The organism is Clostridium swellfunianum (assembly GCF_023656515.1).
Classification (GTDB): domain Bacteria; phylum Bacillota; class Clostridia; order Clostridiales; family Clostridiaceae; genus Clostridium_AT; species Clostridium_AT swellfunianum.
This window is the reverse complement of record NZ_JAMOFV010000006.1, coordinates 2,488,084-2,503,898: the sequence shown is the minus strand read 5'-3', so window position 1 is coordinate 2,503,898 and position 15,815 is coordinate 2,488,084. Positions and strand designations below refer to the sequence as shown.

General features: G+C 34.5%; 16 protein-coding genes and 1 other annotated feature. Of the genes, 12 read left to right on the top strand and 4 right to left on the bottom strand.

Going from position 1 to position 15,815, the window contains the following annotated elements:
• Position 1 precedes the first annotated feature (1 nt).
• The 4 genes from NBE98_RS11880 to NBE98_RS11865 all read left to right on the top strand — a co-directional run bounded on the left by NBE98_RS11880 (position 2) and on the right by NBE98_RS11865 (position 4,173).
• Positions 2-988 (top strand): HD-GYP domain-containing protein, encoded by a 987-nt coding sequence (locus NBE98_RS11880; protein WP_250815201.1) that lies wholly within the window; start codon positions 2-4, stop codon positions 986-988.
• Positions 989-1,316: 328 nt separating this feature from the next.
• Positions 1,317-2,831, top strand: coding sequence for a sodium-dependent transporter (locus tag NBE98_RS11875; RefSeq protein WP_250815200.1), 1,515 nt, complete (start codon positions 1,317-1,319; stop codon positions 2,829-2,831).
• 1 nt (position 2,832) lies between these two features.
• Positions 2,833-2,934: a MetS family NSS transporter small subunit gene (locus NBE98_RS11870; protein ID WP_250815199.1), complete on the top strand. Its 102-nt coding sequence runs from the start codon at positions 2,833-2,835 to the stop codon at positions 2,932-2,934.
• 144 nt (positions 2,935-3,078) lie between these two features.
• The gene (locus tag NBE98_RS11865; protein ID WP_250815198.1) at positions 3,079-4,173 is read left to right on the top strand and encodes an NAD(P)/FAD-dependent oxidoreductase; all 1,095 of its coding nucleotides are present in this window, start codon (positions 3,079-3,081) and stop codon (positions 4,171-4,173) included.
• A 76-nt stretch (positions 4,174-4,249) separates the two neighbouring features.
• Here the strand turns inward: NBE98_RS11865 and NBE98_RS11860 are convergent, their stop codons facing one another.
• The gene (locus tag NBE98_RS11860) at positions 4,250-5,041 is read right to left on the bottom strand and encodes a VIT1/CCC1 transporter family protein (RefSeq protein WP_250815197.1); all 792 of its coding nucleotides are present in this window, start codon (positions 5,039-5,041) and stop codon (positions 4,250-4,252) included.
• A gap of 111 nt (positions 5,042-5,152) precedes the next feature.
• Positions 5,153-6,154 carry a sensor domain-containing diguanylate cyclase gene (locus NBE98_RS11855; protein WP_250815196.1) on the bottom strand — a complete coding sequence of 334 codons (1,002 nt, stop codon included), beginning with the start codon at positions 6,152-6,154 and terminating at the stop codon, positions 5,153-5,155.
• A gap of 201 nt (positions 6,155-6,355) precedes the next feature.
• Positions 6,356-6,586: a binding site (T-box leader), on the top strand.
• A gap of 330 nt (positions 6,587-6,916) precedes the next feature.
• On the opposite strand from NBE98_RS11855, the gene thrS reads away from it, so the two are divergent.
• The 8 genes from thrS (at position 6,917) to NBE98_RS11815 (ending at position 14,429) form a co-directional block, all read left to right on the top strand.
• The gene (gene thrS / locus NBE98_RS11850; protein ID WP_250815195.1) at positions 6,917-8,680 is read left to right on the top strand and encodes a threonine--tRNA ligase; all 1,764 of its coding nucleotides are present in this window, start codon (positions 6,917-6,919) and stop codon (positions 8,678-8,680) included.
• A 744-nt stretch (positions 8,681-9,424) separates the two neighbouring features.
• On the top strand, positions 9,425-9,736 hold the full coding sequence (locus NBE98_RS11845) for a CD3324 family protein (RefSeq protein WP_250815194.1): 312 nt from the start codon (positions 9,425-9,427) through the stop codon (positions 9,734-9,736).
• A 163-nt stretch (positions 9,737-9,899) separates the two neighbouring features.
• Positions 9,900-10,412, top strand: coding sequence for a DUF1648 domain-containing protein (locus NBE98_RS11840; protein ID WP_250815193.1), 513 nt, complete (start codon positions 9,900-9,902; stop codon positions 10,410-10,412).
• 84 nt (positions 10,413-10,496) lie between these two features.
• Positions 10,497-10,730, top strand: coding sequence for a hypothetical protein (locus tag NBE98_RS11835; protein ID WP_250815192.1), 234 nt, complete (start codon positions 10,497-10,499; stop codon positions 10,728-10,730).
• 185 nt (positions 10,731-10,915) lie between these two features.
• Positions 10,916-12,058: a glycerate kinase family protein gene (locus tag NBE98_RS11830; RefSeq protein WP_250815191.1), complete on the top strand. Its 1,143-nt coding sequence runs from the start codon at positions 10,916-10,918 to the stop codon at positions 12,056-12,058.
• 109 nt (positions 12,059-12,167) lie between these two features.
• Positions 12,168-13,202, top strand: a complete 1,035-nt coding sequence (locus NBE98_RS11825; protein ID WP_250815190.1) for a CdaR family transcriptional regulator — start codon at positions 12,168-12,170, stop codon at positions 13,200-13,202.
• Positions 13,203-13,242: 40 nt separating this feature from the next.
• Positions 13,243-13,848, top strand: a complete 606-nt coding sequence (locus NBE98_RS11820) for a DNA-3-methyladenine glycosylase family protein (protein WP_250815189.1) — start codon at positions 13,243-13,245, stop codon at positions 13,846-13,848.
• A gap of 152 nt (positions 13,849-14,000) precedes the next feature.
• Positions 14,001-14,429: an N-acetyltransferase gene (locus NBE98_RS11815; RefSeq protein WP_250815188.1), complete on the top strand. Its 429-nt coding sequence runs from the start codon at positions 14,001-14,003 to the stop codon at positions 14,427-14,429.
• A gap of 98 nt (positions 14,430-14,527) precedes the next feature.
• On the opposite strand, the gene NBE98_RS11810 is transcribed toward NBE98_RS11815, so the two are convergent.
• A complete protein-coding gene (locus tag NBE98_RS11810) occupies positions 14,528-14,881 on the bottom strand; it encodes a hypothetical protein (protein WP_250815187.1) in 354 nt (117 codons plus the stop codon).
• A gap of 13 nt (positions 14,882-14,894) precedes the next feature.
• A complete protein-coding gene (locus NBE98_RS11805) occupies positions 14,895-15,809 on the bottom strand; it encodes an ABC transporter permease (RefSeq protein ID WP_250815186.1) in 915 nt (304 codons plus the stop codon).
• Positions 15,810-15,815 lie beyond the last annotated feature (6 nt).

The following is a 15,815-nucleotide window of genomic DNA, read 5'->3' as shown; positions in this document are numbered from 1 at the left end:
AATGAGGCTTATGGTGCTTTCTAAAAAACTAGTAGGCAAAATTCTTGCAATGCCTATTTATACGCATATAGGTACAACACTTTTAAACAAAGGAAGCATGCTTACAGAAGGTGCGATCGAGAAGATTCAAAACAGAGGAATTGCAACTGTATATATTGAAGATGATTCCTGTGAAATTGAACTTCAGGAAATGTTAGACTCAAAGATAAAATTAAAGGCTATATTTGATATTAAGGTTTTATTTGATGAGGCTGAAAAGAATAGAAAGCTAAATACTGTTTTGGCAGAAAATATTGTAAAAAATATTATGGAAAATATAAACCTTTCAGAAAATGCTTTTTTATATAATAACGTAAGCTTTGGAAAAGAAACAGGGCTAGAACTTGCTATGCACTCTTTTGAGGTTTTAATTTACTCCTTAATTGTTGGACTTAATAGAAAATATGATGCGAAAAAGGCGCTCAACCTAGGCCTCGGCGCACTTCTTCACGATATAGGTAAGGTTTTTGGAAGTGGCAGGGAGCATGCTATTCTAGGATATAATTTTGCAAAAGCTCAGATGGATATACCAACGACAACTTATTTATGTATATTGCAGCATCATGAATATGAAGACGGAAGCGGCTTTCCTAAGCAGTTAAAAGGTAATAATATATATGAGTTTTCAAAAATAGTTGCAATGTGCAATGATTATATTAACCTTCTGCATAACCAGGAGTCGCATCTTCCAAGTCAAGCTATTGAAACAATGATTGCTAGAGCTGTAACAAAGTTTGATAAAGATATATTTAAAACCTTCATAAATTCGATATACTGTTATCCAAATGGACTAGAAGTGAAAATGGATAGTGGAGCAAGAGGAATTGTTATAAGGCAAAACAAGGAGCTGCCAACAAGGCCTGTTGTAGGAGTTATTCGAGAGAACACACCAATTTTAATAGACATGACCAAGGAATTAACTGCTTCTATAGAAGAGATTGTTTGGTAGATATTAGCTAGGAAGGTTGCAAAACAAACTTAAAGAATGTTAAGAAATATGCAATTTCATGTTATGAAAGTTGCAAAAAAATATTGTAAACCTATAAGAAGCCTGATATAATGATAGATAAGAAATTGAGTTATTCAGAATCTTTGGTTATGGGGAATCGGGAGCAAGCACCACAAAGTCTCTCGTCTCTAGAACATATAATTGTATTGTGTTTTAGAGACGGGAGATTTTTATATCTCTTACAATTTAGTACAAGCTATTTATTTTAAAGGGGGCTTTTCTTTAAAAAATGGCAGAACAAAATTAATTAAAAGGGAGAAGTGATGTCATGGAACAAAAAAGAGACCAGTGGGGATCAAAAATGGGATTTATTCTTGCAGCGGTAGGCTCGGCAGTTGGCCTCGGAAACATATGGAGATATCCTTATCTTCTATACTCTAATGGTGGGGGAGCATTTCTAATACCATATTTCTTTGCTATCATAACAGCTGGTATACCTCTAATGATACTTGAGTATGGAATGGGACATAAGTTTAAAGGCTCAACACCTATTGCAATGTCTAGAGCAAACAAAAAGTTTGAATGGCTTGGCTGGTGGCCTAGCATAAATTCCTTCATAATTTTAACATACTATTCTTTAATACTAAGCTGGGCTACAATTTATATGTTTAAAAGCGTTAATCAAGCCTGGGGAGCAGATCCGAATGCATACTTCTTTAAAACTTTCTTAAAACTATCAGATGGACCTTTTAATATTGGTGGAATAAATTGGATGGTATTTATTGGGATAACAGTAATTTGGTTAGTCAATTGGTTTATATGCTTTAAAGGTGTATCAGGTGGAATAGAAAAGTTAAACAAGGTATTATTACCAACACTTATCGGTATTATGATTATTATAGTTATTAGAGGTGTAACTCTTCCGGGAGCAAGCCTAGGATTAAATAAGCTTTTCACACCTGATTGGTCTATGGTTATGAAACCAAAGGTTTGGATTGCTGCTTACGGTCAAGTTTTCTTCTCCTTAAGCTTGGCAATGGGAGTTATGATGACTTATTCAAGCTATCTTCCAGAGAAAACAGATATAAACAACAGTGCTTTCATGACTGCTTTTGCAAATTGTGGTTTTGAATTCTTAGCTGCTATAGGAGTATTTGGTATTTTAGGCTTTATGGCAAGCAGTCAAAACATACCTATAGATCAAGTAGCAACGCAAGGTATAGGGCTTGCCTTTGTAGCTTTCCCTAAGGTGTTTGGTTTGATGGGTTCTTTAGGAACGGTATTTGGAATACTATTCTTCGCGTGTTTAGTTTTCGCAGGCTTAACTTCATCAGTTTCTCTTGTTGAGGCGTTCTCAGCTGCAGTGATAGATAAAACAGGAATGAACAGAAAGAAAATGGTGACTATTGGAGCCATAGTAGGTTATCTAATAAGCGTGCTCTATGCGACAGGAGCTGGCTTGTACTTCTTAGATATCATTGATAACTTTGTTAATTCCTATGGAATAGTTGTTGTTGGTCTTCTTGAAGCTGTTGCCATTGGGTGGTTCTATGGTACAGAAAAGATTAGAAATCATACAAACTCCATGTCCTATTTCACTATAGGAAAGTGGTGGGATGTTATGATTAAGTTTGTTACTCCTGTTATCTTAACCTTCATGCTTGTTCAAAATATAATAAATGAGATACAAAAGCCTTATGGAGATTATTCAAGAACTGCACTTTTAGTATTTGGTTGGAGTGTTATCATAATAGGAATAGGAGGTTCTCTGCTATTAAGTAGGAGACGCTTAGGAGAAAGAGATTTTATTGCTCCTATAAATACAGTAGGGGAGGTGGATTAATATGACACCTACTGCAATAGCATTTTTTCTATTTGGTGCATTATTCTTGTGGGGCGGCTTAGCTGTTACCTTAAGAATAGCAATTAAAGGCGATAAAAAATAATATAATTATTATAATTAAGAGGATAGATTTTGTTCTCTTAATTTTTGCTTTTAAAAATTAGGTTGTCTTTTATAAACATTAATCATAGTATAACTATGTTTTGCTAATAATACTAAATAGCAAAACATGAAGGGAAGAATTAGAATGAAGGTTGCTATAATGGGAGCTGGATTAGCTGGACTGACCTGCGCAGTTACCTTGGAGCAGAACGGAATAGAACCTGTTATTGTTGAAAAAAGAAGGATGCCTGGAGATAGGTTTATTAATGGTGAAGCTATTTTCAATATTTCTGATAGACCGATTAACAACAGTTTGGATTTTTTAAAAGAAAAGTATAGTATTGAACTTGAGCCTATAAACAGGATAAGAGAGATAACTCTCTATTCTCCTAATGAAAAAACAATACTTAGAGGGGAATTAGGCTATACAAATTATAGAGGAAGGCATCAGGATTCATTTGATAATCAGCTTGCAAAGCGAGTGAAAACTAAGATTGTTTATAACTCTGAATATAAATATGAAGAACTAGTAAAAGAGTATTCTCATGTAGTCCTTGCAACAGGTGATGCTGCATATGCTGAAAAGTTAAATAACTTTAGGATTGATCTAAAAGTAAATCTTAAAGGTGCTATTGTGAGAGGAAGCTTTAATACTGGTCGTATCGCCTCCTGGTATAATAATGATTTTTCACCTATGGGATATTCATATTTAATACCTCTTTCAGGGCGAGAAGCAAATATATCCATCGGTTATCCTTACTATGATGAAACAAAGGATAAAAATATAGAGATACTATGGGAAAAATTCTATAGGAGAGCTCAAGAAGACTTAGGTCAAGAATTAGATATAGTTGACAGCTTTGAAATAGAGCATTATTTGCTGGGCATATGCAATAAGGCTAAGATAGGAAATACATATTTTGTTGGTAATAACTTTGGCTGCATCATGCCGGCGTACGGATTGGGACAATTTGTTGCAATACTGACGGGAATTTATGCAGCACTTGATATATGTGGAATAGGAGATTATGAAAAATTAGTAGAACCTTTAAAAATATCCTACGAAAATTCTTTAACTATTAGAAGAGCTCTTGAAAAGCTAGATAATGATAAATTAGATATGATGGTTAAGATGCTAAACACAAAGCTTGCAAGTAAGATATTTAGCGATGACACTGAGTTCGATTTGTTTAAATTAGCAAGCAGCTTACTAAGGCCATTTATAGATACAAAGGAATAGTCTATTATATATGAAAATAGACTGGGCATATAGAAGATAAATTCTAATGAACCAGTCCATTTTGTTATATATTTATTTATGCAATTCCGCCAAGAAGTATACCCACGCCATAAGCAGCACCTGCAGCAAGCCCGCCTACAATAAGCATTTCAAGCCCAGATTTGAACCAGTTTTTGCCTGTAACTTTAACCTTTAGTGCTCCTAAAGCGAACAAAGTCAGCGAAGTCAGTATACAGGAAAGTGTAAAGGTATCTATAGGCATATTAGGTATAAATCTAGAAACTACGTAAGTAACTACTGGAATAAAACCAAAGGTTATAAAGGAAAAGAAGGTGACTAAAGCGTTTTTAAGAGGAGATTCGTCCTCTTGAATTATTCCTAACTCTTCTACCATCATTATATCAACCCAAGCAGTCTTGTTTTTTGCTATTATATCTACCACTGTTTTTGCATCTTCTTTGTCCATGCCCTTATTTATATAAAGCTCCATAAGTTCATGTTTTTCTCCTTCAGGATAGTGTTCAACCTCCCAAGCTTCTCTAACCCTCTCCGCTTGTTGAAACTCTGTCTCAGCTTTTGTACTTAGATAGTCGCCGATTGCCATAGAAAGCCCGTCTGCAATTAGATTTGCAAAACCTAATATAAGTACAACTCCAGGAGATAAAGCTGCACCAGCAACTCCTGCAACTACAGCAAAGGTAGTAATAATCCCATCTAGACCACCGTATATAAGACTTTTTATGTATTGCCCAGCAGAGCTGTGAGCTTCCTCAGCTTTTGATATATCAATTTGGTGGGCTTTTATAGAAGCCTGTATATCTTTATTTTTGTAGGCCTCTCTCGCTTTATCTAAATTTCTTGATAACATATTTAATCCTCCTATCTATAAAACTATTGCATACTATATTCTAGTTTATTGTTATATGTATTGCAGGTATTTGTTAAATATAACAAACTGCGAGGGATTTAACAATATTCCTTAATAAACGCAGTTTATATTATATACACTATACCTGTCCCTGCCTTGCTGCTTAGCCATATACAATGCCTTATCAGCCTTGCCTATAAGTTCGTTAAGGTTTGAATGCTTTCTTGGAATCATAGTAGTAACCCCTAAACTTATAGTTATAAAATTATCTACCTTAGAAGATTTGTTAGGAATTTTAAGGCTTTTTATTCCAGTTCTTAAAATCTCGGCTATATATTCAGCACCAGACTCATCAGTATTTGGAAGAATCACAGCAAACTCCTCGCCACCATAGCGGGCTGCAAAATCCCCAGGACGCATTAGTAGATTATCTATTTCACTAGCCACCTTTTTTAAGGCAGCATCTCCATATTGATGTCCATAAGTATCGTTATATCTTTTAAAATAATCAATATCTATAAGGATTAAAGATATAGGCTTACCTTCTCTATAGCTTCTTTTCCACTCTTTTTCTAAATATTCATCAAAGGAACGTCTGTTATTTAAGCCAGTTAAGCCATCGCATAGAGATAAGTGCTCAAGCTTCTCGTTAAGCTTTCTTAGCTTTTCGTTTATATCCAACACGGTTTCTCGTGACTTTTCCAGCTCTTCCATAGCTTTTTTAGCTTCAGTTATATTTTCTATCATAGCCACAACATATTGAGGATTGTTAGAGGCATCTCTAATTAAGGATACAGTAAGCTTGGCCCAAATAATTTTATTAAACTTTGTAATATATCTTTTTTCCAGTGTATAAGAGTTTATTTTATTATCTATAAGATCCTTAATTAATGCTAAATCTTCATCAATATCTTCTGGATGCGTAAATTCTGCAAAGCTATGATGTATTATTTCTTCTTGTGTATAACCTAACATATCAAGCAAGGCTTTATTACAGTCTATGGGTATCCCGTTTAAGTCTGATATACCGATTCCTATTGCAGCATTATCAAATATAGCCTTAAAAAATATATTTTGTTGATCTGAAAATTTCATGAAATCAGGTTGCTGCATATTCCTTCATCTCCTGTATAACAACAAGTTACTTAATTTGTGTTTACATATTATTCTAGCATAAAACATGTGTTAGTAGAATATTTAAAGAGGTAATTGGAGTACAAATATTTATTGATAAGAAATGACAAAATTCTAATTTTAAGAAAATTTTTAATATAGTATTGACAATATTGTTTTAGGGGAATATAATATCAATAAATAAAGACTGTGAAGAGGAAGAGTAGATAAACAACTGTTTAACAGAGAGAGGAGCCCACCGGCTGAAAGGCTTCTTAAAATAAGTGTTATTGAAAACCACCTCTGAGTTGAAGGCTGAAGTCCCATAAGGATATAAGCTTATCCGTTTGCCAGCGTTATTGGTTTTGAGTGACAGTGATAGTAATTTATTTGCTGTAATTTGGGTGGAATCGCGATAATCTCGTCCCTTGCTTAGGGAGGAGTTTTTTTATTTTAGATTGCATTTTAAATTTGGGCAATGCTTTATTTGCTATACCTGTAATTTGGGTGGAACCGCGAGTTAACTCGTCCCATGTTTAGGCATGAGACGAGTTTTTTTATTTTTCAAATTTTACAAAAAGATAAATTTATAAAAATATAAAAAGTTAACAATAAAAAAAGTTAACAATTTGTAGTTGTTATGTATTATTAAAGAATACAGGAGGCGTAATAATTAATAATTATTACGTACTATAAAGGAATACAGGAGGCGTGACAATTAATAATTGACACGTACTATAAAGGAATACAGGAGGGTTTAAAATGTTAAAGGTTATATTAAAAGATGGAAGTGTTGTAAGTGCTGCAAACGAGGAAGATGGAAGAAGAGCGTTAAGACATACTGCTGCTCATATACTTGCTCAGGCTGTAAAGAGATTATACCCAGAAGCACAATTAACTATAGGACCTGCAATAGATACTGGTTTCTATTACGATTTTGATATAGATGAACCATTTACTTCTGAGATGCTTGAGAAGATTGAAGAAGAAATGATGAAAATTGTTAAAGAGGACTTGAAGCTTGAACGCTCCGTACTTTCAAGAGAAGAAGCCTTAAAGCTTATGGAAGAAAGTAGTGAAAAATATAAAATAGAGCTTATTAATGATTTGCCAGAGGACGAAGAATTAAGCTTTTTTAGACAAGGAGAGTTTATAGATTTATGTGCCGGCCCACATGTGCTTTCAACTGGCAAGGTTAAAGCTATAAAGCTTTTATCAGTTGCAGGTGCCTATTGGAGAGGCAGCGAAAAAAATAAAATGCTTCAAAGAATATACGGAACAGCCTTTGCTAAGAAGAGTGAGCTTGACGAATATTTAAATATGCTTGAAGAAGCTAAAAAAAGAGATCACAGAAAGCTTGGAAAAGAGCTTAAGTTATTTGCACTTATGGAGGAAGGACCGGGTTTCCCATTTTTCCTACCTAAGGGAATGGTTCTGAAAAATATTCTTATAGATTACTGGAGAGAGCTTCATAGAAAAGCTGGCTATGTTGAAATAGAAACTCCAATCATACTAAATAAACAGCTGTGGGAAACTTCAGGACATTGGTATCACTATAAGGAAAATATGTACACTGTCAATATAGATGAGGAAGAATATGCAATAAAGCCAATGAACTGTCCAGGGGGAATGCTTGTTTATAAATCAGAAACTCATTCCTATAGAGATTTGCCTATAAGAGCAGGAGAACTTGGAAGGGTTCACAGACATGAACTGTCTGGAGCACTTCATGGACTAATGAGAGTTAGAGCCTTTACACAGGATGATGCTCATATATTTATGCTTCCTGAGCAGATTAAGGATGAGATTAAAGGAGTAGTTAAGCTTATAGATGAGGTTTATGGAAGATTTGGCTTTAAGTACAGCGTAGAGCTTTCAACTAGACCAGAAAACTCAATGGGAACTGATGAGGAATGGAAGATGGCTGAGGAAGCACTTCAAGGAGCGCTTGAGGATATAGGAATGCCTTTTAAATTAAATCCTGGCGATGGCGCTTTCTATGGTCCAAAGATAGACTTTCATCTTGAAGATAGCTTAGGAAGAACTTGGCAGTGTGGAACTATTCAATTAGATTTCCAGCTTCCTCAAAGATTTGATTTAAACTATATAGGAAGAGATGGAGAAAAGCATAGACCTATAGTAATTCACAGAGTTATATTTGGAAGTATTGAACGCTTTATTGGAATATTGATAGAACACTTTGCAGGTAAATTCCCAGCTTGGATAGCTCCAGTTCAGGTTAAGGTACTTCCTATTTCCGATAGGTTCAACTCCTATGCTGAAAGCGTAATTAAAGTACTTAAGGATAAAGGTATTAGAGTTGAGCTTGATGACAGAGCGGAAAAGATAGGCTACAAGATTAGAGAAGCAAGAAATGAAAGAGTACCTTATATGATTATCCTTGGGGAGAAAGAGCAGCAGGAGGCTACTATTTCTGTTAGAAGCAGAAAAGGCGATGAGGGCAGCTTTGTATTATATGAGTTTATTTCAAAAATCAGAGAAGAAATAGAAAACAAAACTTTATAAAAAGCACTAAGACTTATAGTCAGCTCTTCAGATAGAAGAGCTGATTTTTTTGGGAAAAATTAATTATAACTATTCTTTACCTTGAGAGTAAAAGGATATTTATGGGATAATAAACTTGACCGGTCAATATGGTAGTAAAGGAGTTGATTGTTTTGATCATAACTAAGAGGTGGCTTAGAGCCTAAATACAAAGTATAAGCTGAGGAGGCCTAAAAACCTCCTCTTTAACAGAGGGATTTATAGAGGTGAATATTTATGGTTGACAATAATAGTATGTTTCTATATTATATAATTAGAGGAAAATTATTCAAGAAACAAGATGTGATGAGAGGTGGGGTTAATAATGATTACAATACTAGAGGTTTACGATTACTAACTAAATATTGGGTAAAATATTAACCATCATCTGAATTTTCGTATATGATTTTATGAAACAGCAGGAAGATGTCCTGTTTTTTTAATGTCTTTTTTTAAAGATAATCTTGTAGTAAAGCTGCAAGTTATTTATCCCGCAGATGGTTACCTTCTGCGGGACTTTTGCGTTGTTAAATAAACATATATTTATATGTTTAAATATTTAAATATTTATAAGGAGGTTAAAGTCCTGAATGGACTTTAACGAGCAATCTTTAATTGCTCCGTGCTCCGACAAAAAGGAGGAGTAATAATGATTAATCAAGTTTTTAAGGGATTTTATGAGGTAGTAAATAAAGGTGAAGTAGTGAGTTTAGGGAGGGCAAACAATTGCAGTACAAAAACGGAAAGGAAATTTTACCTGCGGAGTTACTGAAGGAGCTTCAGAAATATATACAGGGTGAATTAGTTTATATACCAACCTTAGATACGGAGAGAAAGGGTTGGGGCGAAAATAATGGGACTAGAGAAAGCATTAAGAAAAGAAATGCTGAAATATACAGATTTTATAAAGAAGGCTTTACAGTATATGAGCTTGTAAGTAAATATAACTTGTCTGAGGATAGTATAAGAAAAATTATATGTAAGCTTAACAAGGATATGAACCGACATAGCTTTGAGGGAGAAGTAGCTGTTATATAAATTAATAGATATATGTTTTAATACCGCTGTTTAGATTAAGCCAGCGGTATTTATTTTAAGGTATAAAGACTATAGAGTAAGAAATATGTAAGGAATGTATTTTGTAAATATATTCAACGTATGGTAATATATTAATATAATATTACAGATGGGGGATTAAAAAATGTATAATGTAAATGGGTATAAAAATCCTAAACTTAAAATACCGTTTACTAGATTGGAAAAGCTGATTGAAATTGTTGCAGCTTTAGGAATAATCATAAACGTGATTTTGCCAGCTGTTTATTGGAGCAAGCTGCCGGTTAGGTTTGCAACACATTTTAACATTGAGGGAAATCCAGATGGATGGGGTGGGCGCGGCACTCTGCTGCCAATACCGATAATATTAATGATTTTATACTCTTTACTATCTCTCTTGGAAAAGTATCCAGAGATATATAGTTATGCTAGAGAAATAACGGAAAAAAATGTAGAAGCTCAATATAAAAATGCAAGAAAGATGATAATTTTTTTAAAAGCTGAATTGGTCTATTTGTTTGTATATCTCCAATGGAGCATTATTCAGGGAGCTTTTAATAATCACTTTCCAATGGGGCCGGCTTTTATATTTGTGGAACTAAGCGTTATATTTGGCACAATAGCATATTTTATATATAAATCTATAAAATTAAAGTAAATTATAGATTTTTGTTGGATTAACAAATATGCACCATTTTGCATTTAATATATTATAACAAGTTAATTCAAGGATTGAGGCTAAATGGGATTTACGAACTCTGTTTCTCCAGGTGAGCTTACTATACTTGCTAATGCTGTTGCTTTGATACTTTCAAGCGATAGAACAGCGGATGAAGTAAATGTGCTTGGAAATTTTATTACTGCTGTAGGGGCACTTATGCTGGTTATTGCAGCTCAGCAGGCATCTTTGGAAAGTATCCAAAATAATCAGCAGCAAGCACAAAGCTCAAACAAACAGTCTGTGAAAAGCCGATAACTGTTAGAAACAAAAACAACTGTAGAAAAAAATCTGCAGTTGTTTTTGTTTCTAAATTTAAAATTGTGCATTTGAACAAAAAAATACATTAAATAGACAGTATTAGTAATATAATAAAAATATTATTATGTATTATATAAGGCAGGAAAATAGTAATCTTTCTATAAATATAGGGGGGATAAGCAATGAAAAAAGATTTTGTTATTGTATTGGCGCCGGATTCCTTTAAGGAAAGCATGACTGCAAAAGAGGCTTGCGAGGCTATGGAAAAAGGGATAAAAAAGGCTAGCAGCAGCATAACTTGCATACATGTACCAATGGCTGATGGTGGAGAAGGAACTATGCAGTCTTTAGTAGATGCAACTGAAGGTAAAGTATATTCACTAAAGGTAGTTGGACCGCTTGGCAATGAAGTAGAAGCGAAGTATGGTATTCTTGGCGACGGTGAAACTGGAATACTTGAAATGGCCAGCGCAAGTGGAATTCATTTGGTTCCGCCTGAAATAAGAAACCCTTTAATAACAACAACTTATGGTACGGGTCAGTTAATTAAAGCTTGTCTAGATCATGGAGTTAAAAAGCTTTTAATAGGAATAGGCGGAAGTGCCACTAATGACGGTGGTGTTGGGGTTGTTCAAGCATTAGGCGGAATGCTTCTAGACAAGGAAGGAAAAGAAATTGGCTTTGGGGGTGGAGAACTAGGGAAGGTAGCAAAGATAGATTTATCAAGTTTTGATGCAAGACTAAAGGAAGTCTCCATAGAAGTTGCCTGCGACGTTACAAATCCACTTTGTGGAGAAAAAGGAGCATCAAGAGTGTTTGGACCGCAAAAGGGTGCTACTCCTGAAATGGTTGAAGCTTTAGATAATAATTTAAGTCATTATGCGTCAGTTATAAAAGAACAGCTTGGCAAAGATGTTTTAGAAACTCCTGGTGCTGGGGCAGCAGGGGGGCTTGGTGCTGGTCTTATGGCCTTTTTAAACGGTACTCTTAAGAAGGGTATAGATATGGTTATAGAGTACTCAAAGCTTGAAGAAAAAGTTCAGGCTGCTGATATGGTTTGGACAGGAGAAGGAAGTATAGACTTCCAAACTCAATATGGTAAAACTCCTCTTGGGGTTGCAATTGTAGCTAAAAAGTACAATAAGCCTGTTATAGCTTTAGCTGGTAGAATTGGCGAAGGAATTGAACCGGTATATGAAAAAGGCATTGATGCCATATTCGGAATTATGAAGGGTGTTAGTCCTATAGAAGAAGCTCTAGCAAAAGGTCCGGAAAATATTGAAAAGACTGCAGAAAATATAATAAGATTAATAAATATATTGTAGTAGAAAATATCCGTATAAGCTTGCTTGTACGGATATCTTTTATTATCATTAAATAAGTATAGATAAACAGAATGAAAAAAATATTTATTGTTTATCAAGTAGGTGTGAGATGATGAAATTATCAAAAAGGACTGCACAAAAAATTGCAGAAGAAATGATGAAGGTTATTCCTTATAATATAAACGTTATGGACGAAAAGGGAATTGTAATAGGAAGTGGAGATAAAAGTCGTATTGGGATTATTCATGATGGAGCAATAAGAGCAATTGAGAGTGGTGTTATAAATGAGATATACCAGGAAGCTGAAGGGGTTAAGCCAGGGGTTAATGAACCTATCATTGTAAATGATAAGGTGATTGGGGTAATTGGAATTACAGGTAATCCTGATGAGGTTAGAAAGTTCAGCAAGCTAGTGGGTGTCACTGCGGTTCTTCTTATTGAGCAGGCAAAGAAGGATTTAGAAATTCAAAATAGTAAATTAGATAAACAGAAGTTTTACAACGAGCTTGCCCACAGGAAAACAGATTATGATACGGACTTTATTCAAAAGGCAAAGAATTATGGTATTGATCTTTTAAAGAAAACAAAGGTTGTACTTGTTGAAGGTAATATAAGGACGAAGACGTTTAAAACACTCTCTGAGCAGTTTGGCAATTATTGCGAGTTGGAGTGCAATAAAATTATATTTTTTATTTCGAATACCTACAGCTATAGTACCTTAATTGAGAAATTAAAGGAAAGCAGCGATGTTGAAAAAATAGCCTTGGGACAAGAACACGAAAATGCTGCTATAGCTCTTGAAAAAGCAGAATTAATCTTGAGATGTGGTAGTAAATTAAAGCCTTTTACAAAAATATATAGCTATGAAGAATTAGAGTTTTTTATAAACTTATCCAGCAAAAATAAAGAGTCGTTTGTTTCGCTATTTTCTAATCTTGATACAGCTGGAAACAAAATTGAGCTGCTACAAACTTTGCAGATTTATCTTGAGGAAAATGGAGATATTAATGCAATAGCACGAAGGATGAATATACATAGAAATACTTTAAACTATAGGCTCGAGAGAATTCAGCAGCTTACAGGTAAAAATCCTAAGGTGTTTTTTGACTTGTTTGAGCTATTATGCGGGCTTCTCTGGAGATAATTATTGAGGTACATTAAAACAACAATAGGAGCGTAAAAATATGATAATATTTGAATATGGGGAAAAAGAAATAAATTATTTGAAAAAGAAGGATAAGAGGTTGGCTGAAGCTATAGACAGAATTGGAAGGATAGAACGGGAGGTAATGCCTGATTTATTTACGTCCCTCATAAGAAGTATAGTAGCTCAGCAGATTTCATCTAAGGCTGCGAGCACGGTATGGAATAGAATAATGGAGCGTTTTGGAGAGGTTACTCCTGAAAGGCTTGCCAAAGTTTCAATAGAAGAGATACAGCAATGCGGTATTTCTACGAGAAAAGCAGGCTATATAAAAGGAATAACTGAAGCTGTAATTAGTAGAGAGCTTAATCTAGAAGAACTTTTTGAGCTTCCTGACGATGAGGTGTGCAAAAGATTATCTTCTCTAAATGGGATTGGCGTTTGGACAGCTGAGATGCTTATGATTTTTTCAATGCAAAGACCTAATATAGTGAGCTGGGGTGATTTAGCCATAAGAAGAGGTATGATGATGCTTTATCACCATAAGGAATTAACTAAGGAAAGATTTGAGAAGTACAGAAAAAGATATTCTCCCTATGGTTCGGTGGCTTCTCTCTATCTTTGGGCGATATCTGCTGAAAAGTAAATTATTTGAGCATATATACAATGCGAAAGTTCTAATACATTAATGATGTCCTAAAAATCCTTGAGGACTGGATATTTTATGACATCATTAATGTAAGAATTTTATTGCATTGTATATATATAAATAAGATCTTTGTGAAAGAGGGATGAAATATGATTAAGAAACTAGAGGTTTCACATATAAAAGATATTATGGATATTTGGCTTAAAACCAATATTACTGCTCATAGCTTTATACCTGAAAAGTATTGGATTAACAATTATGAGGTGGTTGAAAATGAATATCTACCTATTGCTCAAACCTTTATATATGAAGAAGATGAAGAGGTAAAAGCTTTCATAAGTATAATTAATGATTCTTTTATAGGAGCATTGTTTGTTTCAGAGAAGCATCAAGGGCAGGGAGTTGGAAAGAAACTAATTAATTATTGCAAGGATAAATATGCAAGTATGGAATTATGCGTATATAAGGAAAACACTAACGCAGTTAATTTTTATAAAAGCTGCAGCTTTGACATTGTGAAGGAACAGCCTAATGAGGATTCTGGTTTTACTGAATATGTAATGAAGTGGGAAAAATGATGAATTATTTAGTGTATTAATAAAAATAATCGTAGTTATATAAGCCATAGCCTATATAACTACGATTATTTTTTCGGTGGACTATAGGTTTTCTTATTTTAAAACAGCTTGTATATTAAAGAGTCTAGAACACCACCGGTAATAATAATTCCTATAAAAAGTATCAGCAGCACATATCTAAAGCTTAGCGACTTAAAATGCTTTTTCCATCCAGCTTCATTTTCTAGGGGAGTTTCACCATTCTTTTTTATGAAAAATGCTGATGAAACCAGAAGCCCTAAGCTGCCAACAATAAGAATAGAGGCTCTGCCAACATACAGAGCGTCTAGCAGCATACCCTTATGGGACAGTAAGCCTATTAAGGTGAATATAAGCCCTGTTATACTTCCAGATAAAATTCCTATTGAAAGTGCTTTTATTATATCCATTATTCCAAGCGTAACCTTTTTCATGTGAGGCCTCCTGTTAGCGAAGTTTTGGATCAAGTGCATCTCTTAAGCCATCACCTAATAAGTTAAAGGCTAGAACCATTATGCAAAGCACTAGTGATGGGAAAAATACCTGATAGGGGAAAAACTCCATGCTTTGCTGCCCTATTGATATAAGAACTCCTAAGCTCGTATTTGGGGGCTGAAGACCCATTCCTAAAAAGCTTAAGCCTGCTTCTGTAAATATATAGCCTGGAATGCTTGAAGCAGTATTTAATAACAATATTCCCATAGTATTTGGAATTAAGTGCTTAAATATGATTCTTCCAGGGGAGGCTCCAAGAGAGGCCGCAGCAAATACGTATTCTGATTCTCTAAGCTGTAGAATTTGCCCTCTTATTTGCCTTGCTATACCGCACCAGGAGGTTACACTCATGGCAACAAGAAGAGCAAACATGCCATTGCCTAAAACCAGCATTAATAATATTGTAATAAGAAGGGAGGGAATAGAATTTATAACTTCAATAATTCTCATTAAAAGCTCATCAACCCATCCACCGAAGAAGGCCATAATGCCTCCATAAATGCACCCAATAACCACCTGTATAGCCGTACAGACTAATGCAACTGTTATTGAAGTTCTGCCTCCGTACCATACCCTGGAAAATAAGTCTCTGCCTAAATTGTCTGTTCCGAACCAGTACTTTGAGTTAGGAGCTATATTCTTTTGCGTTGGATTTATGGTTATAAAATTATAACCTCTTATATAAGGACCTATGATAACTAAAAGGATAACAATTACGAGAGTAACTAAAGAAACTATAGCTGTAGGATTCTTTTTTAATCTTCTCCAAGCATCCTGCCAATAGGTTATGATGGGCCTTACTATAAGATTAGAATCAGCATCGTCGGAGCCGATGATTTTAAACATATTACTATTTAGTTCTGTCATAGCCTA

Bases quoted from the DNA above. Each gene is read 5' to 3' on its own strand.
- NBE98_RS11880 (WP_250815201.1), top strand. From the start codon at position 2: ATGAGGCTTATGGTGCTTTCTAAAAAACTAGTAGGCAAAATTCTTGCA.
- NBE98_RS11875 (WP_250815200.1), top strand. From the start codon at position 1,317: ATGGAACAAAAAAGAGACCAGTGGGGATCAAAAATGGGATTTATTCTT.
- NBE98_RS11870 (WP_250815199.1), top strand. From the start codon at position 2,833: ATGACACCTACTGCAATAGCATTTTTTCTATTTGGTGCATTATTCTTG.
- NBE98_RS11865 (WP_250815198.1), top strand. From the start codon at position 3,079: ATGAAGGTTGCTATAATGGGAGCTGGATTAGCTGGACTGACCTGCGCA.
- NBE98_RS11860 (WP_250815197.1), bottom strand. From the start codon at position 5,041: ATGTTATCAAGAAATTTAGATAAAGCGAGAGAGGCCTACAAAAATAAA.
- NBE98_RS11855 (WP_250815196.1), bottom strand. From the start codon at position 6,154: ATGCAGCAACCTGATTTCATGAAATTTTCAGATCAACAAAATATATTT.
- thrS (WP_250815195.1), top strand. From the start codon at position 6,917: ATGTTAAAGGTTATATTAAAAGATGGAAGTGTTGTAAGTGCTGCAAAC.
- NBE98_RS11840 (WP_250815193.1), top strand. From the start codon at position 9,900: ATGTATAATGTAAATGGGTATAAAAATCCTAAACTTAAAATACCGTTT.
- NBE98_RS11835 (WP_250815192.1), top strand. From the start codon at position 10,497: ATGGGATTTACGAACTCTGTTTCTCCAGGTGAGCTTACTATACTTGCT.
- NBE98_RS11830 (WP_250815191.1), top strand. From the start codon at position 10,916: ATGAAAAAAGATTTTGTTATTGTATTGGCGCCGGATTCCTTTAAGGAA.
- NBE98_RS11825 (WP_250815190.1), top strand. From the start codon at position 12,168: ATGATGAAATTATCAAAAAGGACTGCACAAAAAATTGCAGAAGAAATG.
- NBE98_RS11820 (WP_250815189.1), top strand. From the start codon at position 13,243: ATGATAATATTTGAATATGGGGAAAAAGAAATAAATTATTTGAAAAAG.
- NBE98_RS11815 (WP_250815188.1), top strand. From the start codon at position 14,001: ATGATTAAGAAACTAGAGGTTTCACATATAAAAGATATTATGGATATT.
- NBE98_RS11810 (WP_250815187.1), bottom strand. From the start codon at position 14,881: ATGAAAAAGGTTACGCTTGGAATAATGGATATAATAAAAGCACTTTCA.
- NBE98_RS11805 (WP_250815186.1), bottom strand. From the start codon at position 15,809: ATGACAGAACTAAATAGTAATATGTTTAAAATCATCGGCTCCGACGAT.